Source organism: Microbacterium sp. DWRC1-3, assembly GCF_049896645.1.
GTDB lineage: Bacteria > Actinomycetota > Actinomycetes > Actinomycetales > Microbacteriaceae > Microbacterium > Microbacterium maritypicum.
In genome coordinates, this window is sequence record NZ_JAFCUS010000001.1 from 1,757,598 (window position 1) to 1,772,597 (window position 15,000).

General features: G+C 68.7%; 19 protein-coding genes. 11 read left to right on the forward strand and 8 right to left on the reverse strand.

Annotated features, from left to right (window positions below; translation table 11 throughout):
• Window positions 1–28 precede the first annotated feature (28 nt).
• Window positions 29–376, forward strand: coding sequence for a hypothetical protein (locus ACP699_RS08515; RefSeq protein WP_055865820.1), 348 nt, complete (start codon window positions 29–31; stop codon window positions 374–376).
• Window positions 377–402: 26 nt separating this feature from the next.
• On the opposite strand, the gene ACP699_RS08520 is transcribed toward ACP699_RS08515, so the two are convergent.
• The gene (locus ACP699_RS08520) at window positions 403–759 is read right to left on the reverse strand and encodes a hypothetical protein (RefSeq protein WP_167497454.1); all 357 of its coding nucleotides are present in this window, start codon (window positions 757–759) and stop codon (window positions 403–405) included.
• A gap of 236 nt (window positions 760–995) precedes the next feature.
• On the opposite strand from ACP699_RS08520, the gene ACP699_RS08525 reads away from it, so the two are divergent.
• Window positions 996–1,202: a CsbD family protein gene (locus tag ACP699_RS08525; protein ID WP_017829324.1), complete on the forward strand. Its 207-nt coding sequence runs from the start codon at window positions 996–998 to the stop codon at window positions 1,200–1,202.
• Between the two features lie 75 nt (window positions 1,203–1,277).
• On the opposite strand, the gene ACP699_RS08530 is transcribed toward ACP699_RS08525, so the two are convergent.
• A complete protein-coding gene (locus ACP699_RS08530) occupies window positions 1,278–1,442 on the reverse strand; it encodes a hypothetical protein (protein WP_017829325.1) in 165 nt (54 codons plus the stop codon).
• A 123-nt stretch (window positions 1,443–1,565) separates the two neighbouring features.
• Between ACP699_RS08530 and ACP699_RS08535 the strand changes: the two genes are divergently transcribed.
• From ACP699_RS08535 to ACP699_RS08550, 4 genes are read left to right on the forward strand one after another with little or no spacing between them, the layout of a single operon-like run.
• Window positions 1,566–1,832: a DUF7218 family protein gene (locus ACP699_RS08535; protein ID WP_017829326.1), complete on the forward strand. Its 267-nt coding sequence runs from the start codon at window positions 1,566–1,568 to the stop codon at window positions 1,830–1,832.
• Between the two features lie 8 nt (window positions 1,833–1,840).
• Complete coding sequence (locus tag ACP699_RS08540) at window positions 1,841–2,959, forward strand: carboxylate-amine ligase (RefSeq protein WP_426170577.1); 1,119 nt, start codon at window positions 1,841–1,843, stop codon at window positions 2,957–2,959.
• A gap of 51 nt (window positions 2,960–3,010) precedes the next feature.
• A complete protein-coding gene (locus tag ACP699_RS08545; RefSeq protein WP_055874340.1) occupies window positions 3,011–4,408 on the forward strand; it encodes an MFS transporter in 1,398 nt (465 codons plus the stop codon).
• Between the two features lie 2 nt (window positions 4,409–4,410).
• Window positions 4,411–5,241, forward strand: a complete 831-nt coding sequence (locus ACP699_RS08550; RefSeq protein WP_426170580.1) for an endo alpha-1,4 polygalactosaminidase — start codon at window positions 4,411–4,413, stop codon at window positions 5,239–5,241.
• A 13-nt stretch (window positions 5,242–5,254) separates the two neighbouring features.
• Here ACP699_RS08550 and ACP699_RS08555 read toward each other — a convergent pair whose 3' ends face one another.
• Both ACP699_RS08555 and ACP699_RS08560 read right to left on the reverse strand, forming a co-directional pair.
• Window positions 5,255–6,106 carry a phytanoyl-CoA dioxygenase family protein gene (locus tag ACP699_RS08555; protein WP_055865836.1) on the reverse strand — a complete coding sequence of 284 codons (852 nt, stop codon included), beginning with the start codon at window positions 6,104–6,106 and terminating at the stop codon, window positions 5,255–5,257.
• Window positions 6,107–6,153: 47 nt separating this feature from the next.
• Complete coding sequence (locus ACP699_RS08560; protein WP_426170582.1) at window positions 6,154–7,047, reverse strand: AraC family transcriptional regulator; 894 nt, start codon at window positions 7,045–7,047, stop codon at window positions 6,154–6,156.
• Window positions 7,048–7,201: 154 nt separating this feature from the next.
• Between ACP699_RS08560 and ACP699_RS08565 the strand changes: the two genes are divergently transcribed.
• Both ACP699_RS08565 and ACP699_RS08570 read left to right on the forward strand, forming a co-directional pair.
• The gene (locus tag ACP699_RS08565; RefSeq protein ID WP_426170584.1) at window positions 7,202–8,245 is read left to right on the forward strand and encodes an iron-containing redox enzyme family protein; all 1,044 of its coding nucleotides are present in this window, start codon (window positions 7,202–7,204) and stop codon (window positions 8,243–8,245) included.
• Window positions 8,242–8,448 carry a CDGSH iron-sulfur domain-containing protein gene (locus ACP699_RS08570; protein ID WP_055865842.1) on the forward strand — a complete coding sequence of 69 codons (207 nt, stop codon included), beginning with the start codon at window positions 8,242–8,244 and terminating at the stop codon, window positions 8,446–8,448. Before ACP699_RS08565 ends, ACP699_RS08570 begins: the two co-directional genes overlap by 4 nt.
• Before the next feature lie 14 nt (window positions 8,449–8,462).
• Here the strand turns inward: ACP699_RS08570 and ACP699_RS08575 are convergent, their stop codons facing one another.
• From ACP699_RS08575 to ACP699_RS08590, 4 genes are all read right to left on the reverse strand, one after another.
• Complete coding sequence (locus tag ACP699_RS08575; protein ID WP_055874351.1) at window positions 8,463–9,275, reverse strand: ABC transporter permease; 813 nt, start codon at window positions 9,273–9,275, stop codon at window positions 8,463–8,465.
• A gap of 7 nt (window positions 9,276–9,282) precedes the next feature.
• Window positions 9,283–10,110, reverse strand: coding sequence for an ABC transporter permease (locus ACP699_RS08580; RefSeq protein ID WP_017829335.1), 828 nt, complete (start codon window positions 10,108–10,110; stop codon window positions 9,283–9,285).
• A gap of 77 nt (window positions 10,111–10,187) precedes the next feature.
• Window positions 10,188–11,372: an extracellular solute-binding protein gene (locus ACP699_RS08585; protein ID WP_055865850.1), complete on the reverse strand. Its 1,185-nt coding sequence runs from the start codon at window positions 11,370–11,372 to the stop codon at window positions 10,188–10,190.
• A gap of 48 nt (window positions 11,373–11,420) precedes the next feature.
• Window positions 11,421–12,488: an ABC transporter ATP-binding protein gene (locus ACP699_RS08590; protein WP_055865853.1), complete on the reverse strand. Its 1,068-nt coding sequence runs from the start codon at window positions 12,486–12,488 to the stop codon at window positions 11,421–11,423.
• A gap of 117 nt (window positions 12,489–12,605) precedes the next feature.
• On the opposite strand from ACP699_RS08590, the gene ACP699_RS08595 reads away from it, so the two are divergent.
• Genes ACP699_RS08595 through ACP699_RS08605 form a run of 3 tightly spaced genes read left to right on the forward strand, consistent with a single transcriptional unit; the run spans window position 12,606 to window position 14,978 of the window.
• Window positions 12,606–13,409 carry a FadR/GntR family transcriptional regulator gene (locus ACP699_RS08595; RefSeq protein WP_127482997.1) on the forward strand — a complete coding sequence of 268 codons (804 nt, stop codon included), beginning with the start codon at window positions 12,606–12,608 and terminating at the stop codon, window positions 13,407–13,409.
• A gap of 37 nt (window positions 13,410–13,446) precedes the next feature.
• Window positions 13,447–14,154 carry a cache domain-containing protein gene (locus tag ACP699_RS08600; RefSeq protein WP_426170590.1) on the forward strand — a complete coding sequence of 236 codons (708 nt, stop codon included), beginning with the start codon at window positions 13,447–13,449 and terminating at the stop codon, window positions 14,152–14,154.
• A 38-nt stretch (window positions 14,155–14,192) separates the two neighbouring features.
• Window positions 14,193–14,978, forward strand: a complete 786-nt coding sequence (locus tag ACP699_RS08605) for a DNA/RNA non-specific endonuclease (RefSeq protein WP_426170592.1) — start codon at window positions 14,193–14,195, stop codon at window positions 14,976–14,978.
• The last annotated feature ends 22 nt before the right edge of the window (window positions 14,979–15,000 follow it).

Here is a 15,000-nt window from a genome sequence, read left to right on the forward strand (position 1 = left end):
CGGAACGTCCGACCAGAAGGAGACCACCGTGTCCACGCCGCTGAACCGCCTTTCGCCCCTCCCGGTGCGTGAGCGTGCGGCGTGCATGTGCAGCCACGGCGGCCGGTGCTCCTCCTTCGCCCCCGGCCATGCTCTGCACCTCATCCAGGCACGCATCGCCTCGGCGACGCCCGCCGGGTGGATCGACGCCCTCGTCGAGTCCGCCGACGCCAGCTCCGGTGACCTCGTGGTGCGCACGCTCGAGGGCGAAGCGCATGCGCTGTGGAACGGTTCCGGTGCCGCCCTCGAGGCCGCCCCCGGCACCCCCGTCGCGCTGCACGCGCGCTACGGAGTGCTCGCCGTCGGCGGCACGCAGTTCAACGTCGCCGCCGTCTGATCGTTCTTCCTGAGCCCGCCTCCGGTTCAGGCGCTCGCCATCAGCATGTCCTTCATGGCCGAGCAGGCGTCCATGCAGGCCTGGCACGCCTGAGCGCACATCCGACACACGTCGCTCTCGTCGGCATGCCGCGCACACGCGTCCATGCACGTCTTGCACATCGCGATGCAGGCGTTGAGCATCGCCATCATCGACGCCGGGGTCATCCCCTGCATCCGCATCATGGACCGCATCATGGTGCCTGCCATGTCGGCGCAGTTCATGCAGGCGGGAGAGCAGTCCATCATCTGCGTCGAGCACACCGTGCAGGCCTGTTCGCACGCGGCGCACGCATCCATGCACGCCTGCATGACGGACATGTCCATCATCTGCATGTCGGGCATCGACTCCATGCTCTTCGACATGGCGCCCATCATCATCGAGTCCATCGCACACCGCTTCCTTGGTCGAGGTCCGCGGGCAGGACCACCCGCCTGGCGCCAGGCTAGTCCTTCGCGAGGCGTGAGTCGATGGCGACCGAACGTTGTCACGGCCCGGGCGGATTGTCAATCCCGTGGCCGCTTCTCCGAAGGAGTGAGAGTGTCGGAGGCAATCGATCCGCCTACGAGAGGAGCCGCACATGAGTGCCGCAGACGACATCAAGAACGCCGCCGAGAAGGCCGCCGGAAAGGTCAAGGAAGGCGTCGGAAAGCTCACCGACAACGAGAAGCTCGAAGCCGAGGGCAAGGCGGATCAGGTCAAGGCCTCCGCCAAGCAGGCCGGCGAGAACGTGAAGGACGCCGCGGGCAAGGCCGGCGACAGCGTCCGGGACGCGTTCGAGAAGTAAGACGCCCCACACACCGAAGAGGTGAGGTCCGCCGAAGGGCGGGCCTCACCTCGATGGGTCAGACGTGTGGTGTCGTCAGACCTTGCGGCTGCCGCTGATCGCTCGGATCAACCAGGCGATCACGGCGATCGCGAGGAGGACGAGCCCGACCCACAGGAGGAACTGGAGCGACTGCACCAGTCCTCCGGTGATCGCAAGAATCACTGCGATGACGATGACGATGATCAGGAGGATGTTCATCGGTCTTTCCCTTCTTTCGGCAGGCGCGAACGCCCGACTGTGGTGCCCCCACGCTAGCCGCGGTGGGAGTTCTGTCCGAGGGGGTTGACTTCCGCCCTCCGAGTGCGCGAAGGAGATGGGAACATGCCAGGAAGACGCGACAACGCGCTGAAGGATCCGGAGCTGTACGAAGAGCTCAGGAAAGACGGGGCCTCCAAGGAGAAGGCCGCGCGCATCTCGAATGCCGCGGCGAAGGAGGGACGCAGCGCCGTGGGGCGTCGTGGCGGCGAGCACGGCGACTACGAGGACTGGACCGTTCCCCAGCTGCGTGCGCGCGCGAAGGAGCTGGGGCTGACCGGCTACAGCGGCAAACGGAAGTCCGAGTTGATCTCCGCGCTCAGGAATCACTGAGGCCGCCGATGTCGCGCTTCGGCATCGAGGAGGAGTTCCTCTTCCTCGATGAGCATTCGCTGGTGCCCGTGGCCCTCGCCTCCGGCACTCGCGAGCGCATCACGCGCCTCCGCACGGGCGGAGAGGTCACCACGGAGTATCTGACCTCGCAGATCGAGTGCCTGACCGAGCCGGTCGCGACCGCGGTGGATGCCGAGGCGCAGCTGATGCACCTGCGCGGGCTCATCGGCTGGCATGCCCGGGAGCAGCACGCGATCGCCGCCGGTACCGGCACGCCGTTCGCGACGACCCGCTCCTCCACCGTGTCGCCCTCACCCCACTACGACGAGGTGGCCGAGCAGCTCGGACACCTCACACGCGACCACGAGGTCAACGGGCTGCACGTGCACGTCGAGGTCACCGATGACGAGGACAGGGTCCGCGCGCTCGATCGCGTGCGCGGCTGGCTCCCCGTGCTGCTGGCGCTCACCGGCAACAGCCCCTTCGTGAACGGACGGGATTCCGCCTTCGCCAGCTGGCGCAGCATCCTGATCCGTCGCCTGCCCTCGTCTTGGGCGCCGCCGCGGTTCCGCGACTACGACGAGTACCGGGCAGGTGTACAGCGCCTCGTCGACGTCGGAGCCCTCGCCGATGCGGCATCGCTGTCGTGGTCGGCGCGAATCTCGAAGCGCTACCCCACCGTCGAGGTGCGGGTCTTCGATGCGCAGCTGACGGCCGAGGACGCGGTGTTCGCCGCCCTCCTCTCCCGAGCGATCGTGCTCACCGACGATCAACCCCTCGCCGACATCGGAGTGGACGGCATCGACGCCTCGCTGTGGACGGCGGCCCGCAGAGGCATGGGGGCGCGCCTGATCGATCCGACGACGGGCGAGATCGAGGATGCCTGGACCGTGGCCGACCGGATGCGGGCATCGATCGCCCCCGCCCTCCGCGAACTCGGTGACGAGGAACGGGTGTGGGAGGGCTTCGAGCGCCTGCGCACACTCGGCACCGGCGCCGACCGGCAACGCCGCGCCGTCCACGACGGTGGAGCGCCCGCACTCGCCGAGCTCCTGCGCGCGGGGACACCGGCCCCGTTCCCCGCCTCCCCGACGGCAGCTCCGCGCGTGACCGCGCCGAAGCCCTGACCGACCTGGCCAAACCGCCCCGACGTCGGCTGCCGGGGGTAGTGTCGGCCTGTGGCATCCTTCGCTCCGCTCCAGCGGCTCGTCATCTCCATCGCGGTGCTCGCGTCATTCGTGACCTTCCTCGACGGCACGGTCGTGAACGTCGCGCTACCCGCGATCAGTCGTGAGCTCGGCGGCGGCATCACCACCCAGCAGTGGGTCGTCGACGCGTATCTCATCACTCTGAGCGCTCTGATCCTGCTCGCCGGTTCGGTGTCGGACGCCTACGGCCGTGTGCTCGTAATGCGGATCGGACTGATCGCCTTCGGCGTCGCCTCCATCGCGGTCGCCGCAGCGTTCGATCCGCTCACACTGATCATCGCCCGCGCCGCCCAGGGAGCCGCGGGGGCGCTGCTGGTGCCCAGCTCGCTCGCCCTGATCACCGCCACGATGCGCGCCGACGTGCAGTCGCGGGCCATCGGAGTCTGGACCGCCTTCACCACCGGTGCGCAACTGGTCGGTCCGCTGCTGGGCGGGCTCTTCGTCGACTACCTCTCCTGGCGCTTCGTGTTCCTCATCAACGTCATCCCGATCGGGATCACGCTCCTGCTGCTCTCCCGCCTGCGTCTGCCCGAGCATCCCCGCGGCATCACCGTCGACTGGTGGAGCGGGGCGCTGTGCGCGATCGGTCTCGGCGCCGTGGTCTTCGCGCTCATCGAGCAGCCGAACCTGGGATGGCAGTCGCCCGCGATCTGGATCCCCGCGGTGGCCGGCGCCGCCCTGTTCGCGCTGTTCCTGTGGCGCCAGCAGCACTCCGCGTCGCCCCTCATGCCGCTGTGGCTGTTCCGCGTGCGCGACTTCGGCTGGGGCAACCTCGCCACATTCTTCGTGTACGCCGCGCTGTCGCTCAACGGCTTCGTGGTCGGCGTCTACCTGCAGCAGGGCGCGGGGCTCAGCGCGACCGCCGCAGGCCTGGCGAGCCTCCCCATGACGATCCTGATGATCCTCGTCAGCTCGCGCGCAGGTCAGTGGGCGGGCCGATGGGGACCGCGTATCTTCATGACGGTCGGGCCGCTGCTCATGGCCGTCGGCGCCCTGATGCTGCTTCTCGTCTCCACCGACTTCGACTACTGGTGGCAGGTGCTGCCGGCCATGATCGTGATGGGTCTCGGACTCTCCCTCACGGTCGCCCCGCTGACGGCCGCGATCCTCGGGGCGATCGATGAGAACCACTCGGGCATCGCCTCGGCCGTGAACAACGCTGTCTCCCGCGTCGCCGGTCTGCTCGTCGTGGCCATGCTGTCGACCATCGTCGGCGGCACGCTCGACCTCGACGGCTTCCACAACGCCGCGTGGTTCACGGCGATGCTGCTCGTGATCGGCGGCGTGGTCTCGTGGATCGGCATCCGTCGCAATCCGGCCGCGCCGGCGCCGGTCGACGCGGCGGCGACCGGACCCGCCCCGCATTGACCGTGTCGAATCGAAGACTCGCTCGTGGGGGGAGCGCGGTCCTGATCGGCGTCGTGGCGCTCGTCCTCACGGCGTGTTCCGCAGCATCGACGACCCTTCCGTCGCCCGCCATCGCCCTCCCGCCCTCGGGCGCAGTGCCCGACTACCAGCTCGGTGGCGCCTACGACCCTTCGCCAGAGGTCGGCATCGTGGGGCGCGACCGGGGCGCGGAGCCCGCACCCGGCGTGTACTCGATCTGCTACGTCAACGGCTTCCAGACGCAGCCCGGTGAACTCGATGCCTGGCCCCGTGAGCTGCTGCTGCAGCGCGACGGCGAGGTCGTCTTCGATCCGGATTGGCCCGATGAGGCACTCATCGACACCTCGAGTGCGGCGCACCGGGAGAAGATCGCCGACACGGTGATCCCCTGGATCGAGGGCTGCGCGGATGCCGGCTTCGACGCGGTCGAGTTCGACAATCTCGACTCGTACTCGCGGTCGGGTGGTTCCCTCTCGCTCGATGACAACCTGGCCCTGGCCGCGCTGCTCGTCGATGCCGCGCACGCCGTGGGGCTCGCCGCCGGCCAGAAGAACGCCGCAGAGGATGCGGCGCTGCTCCACGAGCGGGCCGGTTTCGACTTCGCGGTCACCGAGGAGTGCGCGGCCTATGAAGAGTGCGGCGCCTACACCGCGGTCTACGCCGACCATGTGATCGACATCGAGTACACCGACGAGCTTCCGCGCCCCTTCGCCGAGATGTGCGCCGACGACAGCTCTCCGGACTCCCTGGTGCTCCGCGACCGTAACCTCGTCACTCCCGACGACGACGCCTACGCGTTCGAGACCTGCGGCTGAGCGGCACTTCTCCTCACAGACCGTCATCCTCGTGCCAGTGCTCCTGCCAGCGCCAGTCGATCGGCTCGGATGCCCGCTGATAGCGGATGTCGGTGGAGAGGCGGATGCGCCCCTGCGGATCGACGTTGTCGGTGCTGGCGTGCACGATGTAGGAGGAGTGCACCATCACGTCGCCCGCGCGATAGTCCGCCATCAGCCAGCGGGCGTCGCGCGCGTCGGCGAGCGCGGGGAGGTCGGCCGTGATCGATGCGGCCGGGCGCCTGTCGCCGCGCGCGCGTTCTTCGGCGAGCGCCCAGTGATGGCTGCCTTCGAGGTAGGTGAGACCGCCCTGCTCGGCGGGGCAGTCTCCCAGGGGGATCCACATCGAGAGCACGCGCTCGCTGCCCTCGCGCAGATAGACGAGGTCGTAGTGGGCCTGCGTGGCCGTGCCGATCCCCGACTCGCCGGGACGGATGTGGCGGATGATCTTGCGCCGGTGCAGATGCACGTCGTCGCCCAGGAACCACTCGAACCATCCGCGGATATCGGGGTGTGCGGTCAGCGCCGCGTACCGCTCACCGGGAACGATGTCGTCGAACAGGACCGCGCGGATCTTCGCCCTGTCGATCGCTCCCTGCGCTCCGACGCCGACGGCGGGATCGGAGCCCGGCTCCACGATCCCGGTGTCCGCCATCGCGGTGAAGTAGTGCTCGCGGAACGCGGTGACGAGCTGCGGATCGAGCTGCTGCGGCAGGAACAGGTAGCCGTCCCTGCGCAGGCGGCTCCACAGCGCCTGCTTGTCGGTGCGGATGGCGTCCGGCACGGGCTCGATCCACCCGAGCCGAGACGGCGAGTCGTCGAGCGTGTATCCGTTGGAGGTGAACATGATTCCAGGATCGGCTAGACCTGGACTTCCGTCCATGGACTTTCTCGTCAGATCATTGGATTTTCCGGGACGCTCTCGGCACGACTTGGACGATTCTCGTCAATATGTTCTCGGGATTGCTGTCGCCGGAACGCCGAGGGCGCAGCTCCTGTGCGGCGGTGGAAGATGCGGGAGAAGTAGGCAGCGTCGTCGTAGCCGACCTGCGCGGCGATCTGACCGACATCGAGAGCCGTCTCCGCCAGGAGCGACTGCGCCCGCGCGATGCGCACCTCGATGACGAAGTCGTTCACGGTGAGCCCGGTCGCGGCCCGCACGAGCACCCCCAGCTCGCGGGTGGAGAGCCCGACCGCGGCCGCGCGCGCGGCGACCGAGAGGGCGCGGGTGGCGTCTCGGCTGACGAGGTCGATGACGCTCGCGCCGTCCGTCGTCCCCTCCACCGGATCGGCAGCATCGAGGATGGCGAGCAGAAGCCGCTGGGTCGCGACGGTGGCGGCGATCTCCGCTCGCGGGCCCACCGCACCCACGGCCTCTCGCAGCTGATCGAAGATCTCGTCCGCGTCGTCCACCGGACGCGCGAGCGCCTGCACCGGGCGATGGTGTCCTCCCAGCCCGCTCGCCTCGAACGCCGCGAACGACTCGCCCTCGAACAACACCCAGTGCTCGGACCATCCCCGGGCGTCGGAGCCGTACCCGTGGAGCGTTCCGGGGGTCAGCCAGATCACCGCCGGCCCCAGGACCGGCACCTTCCGGCCGTGCGGTTCGTACTCCTCGTATTCCCCGTGCCCCTCGGAGATGTAGACCAGGCCGCGGGTCGGAAGCGACCGTCGACGAAACGGCGGCTGCGGGCCCGACTGCTCCCCCGCACCGCGGCACGAGATCAGCAGTCGCCGCATCGCATGTCGCGGTGCGGCGTAGTGGGACCAGGAGGACGGCTGCGTCATCGACGTCAGCCTATCTCCGCGCCCGCCGCCGACTCCGACGCCGAGACGGGTACCCGCGCGCATGCCCCGCGCGGCGCGGCCCGTCAAGTCCCTGGCCGGATCTGCTCCTCTCCCGCAGGATACGGATGTGCGCATCGATTGGGAACCCCGACACATGACCTCATCCGCCCCGGCATCCACCCCGCCTCTCGCGTTCTCCGACAGAGGGACGCTGAGCCGCGCCGTGATCGCGCACCTCACCGGTTCCGGCGAGGGATCCGGCCACGCGGCACTCGCCGAGGAGGCCGTCGCGGCGAGCGCCGACATCGCCCGCGACGACGACATCCAGCTGACACTGTTCGTGCTCTACGCCTCCGCGTACGGGTCACTCCCGCAGCTCGACCCCGATCTGGAATGGGACCCCGCGCTTGTGACCACCCGGCGCATCCTCGAGGCGGCGTTCGAGCGCGAACTGCGTGCCGGCGTGCCGATGCCGAGCCTGCCGGAGCCGACCGTCGATGCCGTCGGTCGGTCGCTCTTCGCTCTCACGGAAGCCGAGACGGGGCCGAGCCTTTCCCGGTACTTCGTCAAGAAGGCCACCGCGACGCAGGCGCAGGAGATGCTCATCCAGCGCTCGGCATACACGCTGCGCGAGGCGGACCCGCACTCCTGGGCTATCCCCCGACTGGACGGACGCGCCAAGGCCGCGCTCGTCGAGATCCAGTCCGACGAATACGGCGGTGGCCGTCCGCACCGTGTGCACGCTGCGCTCTTCGCGCGCGCCATGCGGGCGGCAGGTCTCGATGACACCTACGGTGCGTATGTCGACGACCTGCCCGCCGTCACTCTCGCCTCCCTCAACATGATGTCGATGTTCGGCCTCAACCGCCGCCTGGTGGGTTCGATCGTCGGCCACCTCGCCGCTTACGAGATGACCTCGTCGATCCCGTGCCGTCTGTATGCCGACGGCCTGCGTCGTCTGGGCTTCGGCTCCGATGTCTCGGACTACTTCGACGAGCACGTCGAGGCCGACGCGGTGCACGAGCAGATCGCCGCGCGAGACCTCGCCGGCAGCCTCGCCGAGGATCACCCCGAGCTGCTGCCCGACATCATGTTCGGTGCCGCCGCGTGCCTGACCGTCGACGGCTGGGGAGGCGCGCACATCCTGGACGCCTGGTCCACGGGCACTTCCTCGCTTCGCACGCGGATGCCGTCATGAGCGCCGGCCACGACCGCCCGACGATCACGCCGTACCCGGACGGCCCGTTGCTCGTGCGCGGCGACGTGGAGCTGCAGACGACCGAGGGCGAGCCGATCGCACCCCACCGCCGCACGGTGGCCCTGTGCCGATGCGGACTCTCCGCCCTCAAGCCGTTCTGCGACGGCACCCACAAGGCGACGGGTTTCCGCACCGACGACTGAGCGGTGTCCCTGCGTCAGTCGCGCTCGTCGACCTCCTTCCCCAGCCGTTGCGAGATCCACACCGGGAGGAAGGAGGCGACGATGACGACCGTCGCGACCACGTTGACCACGTTCGCCTCGTTGGGCCTGGCCATCTGGTTCATGATCCACAGAGGCAGGGTGTCGACGCCCGGCGGGGCGGTGAAGATCGTGACGTAGACCTCGTCGAAGCTGAGCGCGAAGGCGAGGATGGCCCCCGCGATCAGCGCACTGCGGAACTGCGGGAGCGTGACGAGCCGGAACGTCTGCCACGGACTCGCGCCGAGGTCCTGCGAGGCCTCCTCGATGCTCGGGTTCATCCGCCGAAGCCGCGCGAGCACGTTGTTGAAGACCATGACGATGCAGAAGGTGCCGTGCGCGATGATCATGCCGTAGAAGCCGACCTGTATGCCGATCGGCTCCAGCAGCTGGTTGTAGGTGTTGTTCAGGGCGACGCCGGTGACGATGCCGGGGAGAGCGATCGGCAGCACCACCAGGAGGTTCACGGCGCGCTGCCCGAAGAACGAGTACCGCTGCAGCGCGAAGGCCACGAGGGTGCCGAGGATGACGGCGATCACGGTCGCCCCGGATGCGACGAGGACCGAGTTCAGGAGTGCGGCGCGCACAGGCTCGCTGGTGAACGCCTTGCCCCACCATTCGAGGGAGAACCCGCTCACCGGCCAGCTGACGATACGCGCCGAGTTGAAGGAGTTGAGCACGACCAGCGCGAGCGGGATGTACATGAACGCGAGGACGATCGCGACGATGACCCCGAGGACGATCTTGGAGGTGCGGGACAGTCTCAGCATGCGCGACTCACATCCTTTCCAGTGCGCCGGTGCGCTGCACGCTCACCAGGTAGATGACGACGAACGCGATGGGTACCAGCGAGTACGCGGCCGCCAGCGGGGGGTTCAGGTTGATGTTCGATGCGATCACGCTGCCGATCATCTGGGTGTCTCCGCCGACGAACCGGGCGACCAGATAGTCCCCGAGGCTCAGGGAGAACGTGAAGACGGAGCCGGCGATGAGGGCCGGCTTGATGATCGGCAGCACCACCGATGCGATCGTCCGCCATGATCCGGCACCGAGGTCGGCGGAGGCGTCGAAGAGGTTAGGTGGCACCTGGCGGATCGCGGTGTACACCGGCACGGCCATGTACGGCAGCCACAGGTAGGTCAGGGTGAGCACGACGGTGAGCACGCTGAAACCCGGTCCGGAGAGACCGAACGGCGCCAGCAACCAGTTCGCGAACCCCTGCTCGGTGAACGTGATCCGCATCGCGAGGACCTTCACCAGGTACCCGGCCCACAGCGGCAGGGTGATCGACACAGCCAACAGCGCCCGCAGCCACGGCGATGCGACCTTGGCCATGAAGATGCCGAGGGGCACCGAGATGAGGATGGCGAGCACCGTCACGGCGAGGGCGATGCCCAGCGTGCGCATCGACGTCGACAGATAGGCGGGGTTGACGAAGAGCTGCTCGAAGTTGCGCAGCGTGAACCCCGGCTTCACCTTGGAGGTGAAGGGGTCGGTGATCCAGAAGGCGGTCACGAGGAGCATGACCAGCGAGAAGATGTAGATCCCGATGAGCCAGGTCATCGGAAGGGCCAGGAGCCCGGCGATCCGGAGGCGGCGCTTCATGTCGATCCCGTTCGTGGTTGCGGAAGATGCGGGAGGGTGAGGGGGCGGGTCGGCAGGACCCACCCCCTCGATGCGGCTCAGCCCTTGACCGAGAGCCAGGCGTCCGTCCACTGCTGGAAGTTGGTGCAGGTGACGTCGGTGCGGCCGTCGATGCACTGCTCGATCGGCGTCGTCCAGAACCAGACCTTCTTGAAGTACTCCTCATCCGTGGCGTTGAAGTAGTCGCAGTGCGCCTTCGCCTCCTCGCTGGTGTCGCAGAACGCGGCGTTGGCCGGGGCCATGCCGAAGTTCATCGCGATCGCGCCGTTCACCTCCGGCGAGGACGAGTAGTCCATCCACGCGTACGCGCAGTTCGGGCTCTTCGACTCGGCGGCCAGCATCCAGGCGTCCGACCAGCCGGTCGAGCCCTCCTCGGGCAGCACGCTCTTGAACCTGTCGTCCTCCGTGAGCTTGCGCAGCACCTCCCATGAGGTGCCGAGCACCGTGGTGCCGCCCGCGAACGACGTGATCTGCGCGGCGGGGTCGGACCAGTACTCCGACACGATCTCGTTCTGCTGCTTGAGCAGCTCGACGGCGGCCTTCAGCTGCTTCTCGTCGAGCGCGTACGGGTTCGTGATGCCGAGGTCGGGCTCGTGCGCCATGAGGTACACCGCGGCGTCGGCGATGTAGATCGGGGCATCGTAGGCGATGACCTTACCCGCGTAGGGGCTGTCCTTCTCCCATGCGACATCCCAACTGGTGGGCTCCTCGGTGACGACGTCGCTGTTGTACTGCAGGATGTTCGCGCCGCGGCCGATCGGGATGCCGTAGGACTTGCCGTTGATGGTGTCGTAGATCTGGCCCTTCATGCCCTCGACGATGTCGTCGCCGAAGTTCGGGATGAGCTCGAGGTTGAGCGGCTGCACGTCGCCGCCCGCGATCAGGCGCAGACTCGCGTCGCCCGAGGCGGAGACCAGGTCGTAGTCGCCGGTGCGCATGAGCTGCACCATCTCATCGCTGGTTCCGGCGACGCGGCGATTCACCACGCATCCGGTCTCGGCGGTGAACGCGTCGCTCCACGCCGGCTCGACGAATCCGCTCCAGGCGACGATGTTCACCTCGCCCTCGTAGTCGCCGAGTTCCTCCTGCATGGCGATGTCGGGAACGTCGATCTGGAGTTCGCCGGAGCCCTCGGATGCCGTCTCGCCTCCGGTGGCGCAGCCGGAGAGGGCGAGGACGGCGACGGCCGCCATCGCCGTGGTGGCCAGGATCTTCTTACGCATGGATCGCTCCTTTGTGATCAGTGCTGGGGGTGGGGATGTTGCGGTGTTTCAGGGAAGCCGTGCCGCGTGGCCGGGAGACCAGGCGGCACGGACGTGGTGTCCTCGAGCGAGATCGTCATCGGCACCGTGTCGGGTGTTGGGGCGTTCGGCGATCAGGTCGATCCCGGCATCGGTCGCGACCAGGTAGCGGGTGGCCGGGCCGGTGTAGACGATTTCGCTGATCGTCCCGTCGAGAGCGACCTCGCCCGCGGCGAGCGTGCCCTCACGATCGATCAGCCGCATCCGCTCCGGACGCACGCTCATGGTTCGGCGGTCGCCGGTGAGGCGCTCGGCGAGGTCTCCGCCGATGAGGTTCGAGAGCCCGAGGAAGCGCGCGACGAACTCGGTCTGCGGGCGCTCGTAGACGTCGCGCGCGGTGCCGATCTGCTCGATCCGACCGCCGTTGAACACCGCGACCCGGTCGCTCAGTGTGAGCGCCTCCTCCTGGTCGTGGGTGACGAAGATGAAGGTGATGCCGACCTCGCGCTGGATCTGCTTGAGCTCGATCTGCATCTGCTCGCGGAGCTGCTTGTCGAGCGCGCCGAGCGGCTCGTCGAGCAGCAGCACCTGCGGACGCAGGATGAGCGCGCGGGCCAGGGCTATGCGTTGACGCTGGCCGCCGGAGAGCTGGTGAGGCAGGCGATCGGCCACGTGGTCGAGTCGCACCTGCTCCAGCGAGGTCTGCACCCGGGCGGCGCGGGCGGCTTTCCCCTCACCGCGGACGCGGAGACCGTAGCCGACGTTGTCGGCGATGGTCAGGTGCGGGAAGAGTGCGTAGTCCTGGAACACCGTGTTCACCGGACGTGCGTGCGGCGGCGTGCGTGTCACGTCCACGCCGGAGAGGCGGATGCTGCCACCGGTGACGTCTTCGAAACCGGCGATCATGCGCAGCACCGTCGTCTTGCCCGAGCCCGAGGGCCCGAGCATCGACAGGAACTCCCCCGAGGCGACCTCGAGGTCGAGGTCGCGGACGGCGGTGAACTCGCCGAAGGATTTCGTGACGCTGCTCAGTGTCACCGTCCCGTCCGGGCGGGTGGCCTCGGGGGCTGCGGGTGCTGCGGGGGCCGTGGCGATCATCTCGCGCTCCTCGGATCGTCGTCGAACGGGGAAGATTCACCAAAACATATAAACCCAGAGGTAATATGTCAACAGGAACTTCTTGGGTATCGTGATCACGGAAGGGAGAATCGCAGGATGGCATCGAGCTCGACGACGCACCCGACGCACGCCTCCGCTGAGCGCTCCCCGGAACTCGAGCACGAACCCGAGCACGAGCAGCCGCACCGTCTTCAGGGCGCGCTGTTCCAGCCCATCGGCGATGAGGGACGGGCGGAGCTCGTCGAGCGCCGCCTCGTCGACGCCATCACCCGCGGACACCTCCGCGCCGGCGAGCGCCTCCCGTCGGAAGCCGATCTCAGCAAGAGTCTCGGCGTCGCTCCGGTGACCGTGCGCGAAGCACTCCTGGCTCTCCGCGGACGCGGCCTGGTCGTCACCCGCCGTGGGCGCAACGGGGGCAGCTTCGTCGCCGCGCACGCCGATCCCCTCACCTTCGCCAGAGAGGCCGTGCGCCGCACATCGCGCCTGGCCCTGCGCGACCTCGGCGCCCACTACGCCGCCATCACCGGAGCCTGCGTGCGCCTCGCGGCGCGACGCGCCGACCCCAGCGAGACGCAGCGGGTGCGTCGCCGGCTGGAGCGGATCGAGGAGCTCGACCCGGAAGCGCAGCGCCGTCTGCTCGACGACGTGCAGATCGAGATCGTCGCGTTGAGCCAGTCGGCGCGCCTCACCCGCGAGCAGATGAAGCTGCAGGCAGAGCTCTCGCCCTTCCTGCGTCTCGTCGCGCACGAGACAGAGAACCTTCGGCGCCAGGGAGCCCACCTGGCCGCCGTCATCGACGCCGTGGAGGCCGGGGATCCCGATGCCGCCGGGGCGAGGACCGAGCTCATGGCCGCCGAGACCATCGACGCGCTGATCCGGCTCCAGGCAGCGACCGGGTAGATCAGAGGACCAGCATCGACGTGCACAGGAGGACGCGATGAACACAGCAACCGACACCGCCATCCAGGCAGCAGCCGCGATCGTGGAGGACTACTTCACGGCGCCCGTACGCACCCTGCTCGACTGGGTAGACCCGTTCGCCGCCGAGGTCTTCGACGCCAGGGCAGCCGGGCCGCTCACGCGCTCGAGGATCGACGCGCTCGTGGAACCGCATGCGTTGAGGACACTCGACCTCCGCGGCGTCCCGGTCTACGGCGCGGGCTTCATCGCCGCGATCGACCTCCTCTCCGATGCCCACAGCCATCTCGCGTGGTGGCAGGGTGAGGACCGCCGGCAGCTCGTGCTCGCCTCGCAGTCGCTGAACAAGGAGAACATCGACTACAGCGCCCTGGAGTGGTTCCGCGTGCCGATGGCCACCGGCGAACCGCACGTCGCCGGACCCTACGTCGACTACCTCTGCAGCGACGAGTACACGATCACGATCGCGGTCCCGGCCGAGGTCGACGGCCGTCGCATCGGCGTCGCCGGCCTCGACCTGCTCGTGTCGTCCGTCGAACAGGATCTGACGCACCGCTTCGCCGCCCTGGGGTGCGAGGTCACCCTGACCAACGGCGTCGGCCGCGTCGTGGTCTCGACCGATCCCCGCTGGGCGACCGGCGACTCGGTCCGCGGCAGCGGACTCGCCGACCTGCCGCGCGTGGCGTGCGCTGGCGTGGCCCTCGACGTCATCGTCGATCCGCGCTGACAGGTGCAGGCGTCGGAGGCACCGTGCACGATGGGATCATGACCGACGGCTACGACGTGGACTTCCTCGGCACGCGACTCCCCCTCCCTCTCCCCGCCCAGACCGTGCGCACACTCCCGTATCCCCGGTTCACGGTGCTGCTCGACCCCGAGCGGCGGCTCGCCGCGGTGACGGCCGTGAACATCGACGGCGCCACGCTGCAGAACCTGCCGCGCACCGGCGACTGGCGACTCGACGAGCGCCTTCCGCCCGATGAGCAGGCGGGGCCCGAGGTGTACGCCTGCAACGACCTCGATCGCGGGCACCTCGTGCGTCGACGCGACCCGGGGTGGGGAGCGGTCGCGACCGCGCGCGCGGCGAGCGAGGCGACGTTCTTCTATCCCAACGCCGCACCGCAGGCCGCCGGCTTCAACCAGTCGAAGCAGCTCTGGCTCGGCCTCGAAGACCACGTGCTCGCCTACGCCGAGACCACCGAGCAGAGCGTGTCGGTGTTCACCGCCCCGGTCCTCGCCGAGAACGACCCGAGCTACCGCGGCATCCGCGTGCCGCTCCGGTTCTGGAAGATCGCGGCCTGGCACGGCCACGACGGCCTTGCCGCAGCCGGCTTCGTGCTCGATCAGTCCGCCCTGGTCGACACACGGGAGGGGACGCTCGACGTCGCACCGCTCGGCGGCTTCCGCACGTTCCAGGTGCCGATCGCCGACATCGCGGCGCTGACCGGCATCGACCTCGCCGCGATGATCGCGGCCGACGTGCTCGTGCGGCCGGGCGCCCGCGAGACCGCATGGCGGGCCCTCGACTCGGCGGGCGACATCGTGCTCTGATGCCGGTCGCCCACCCCTGAGA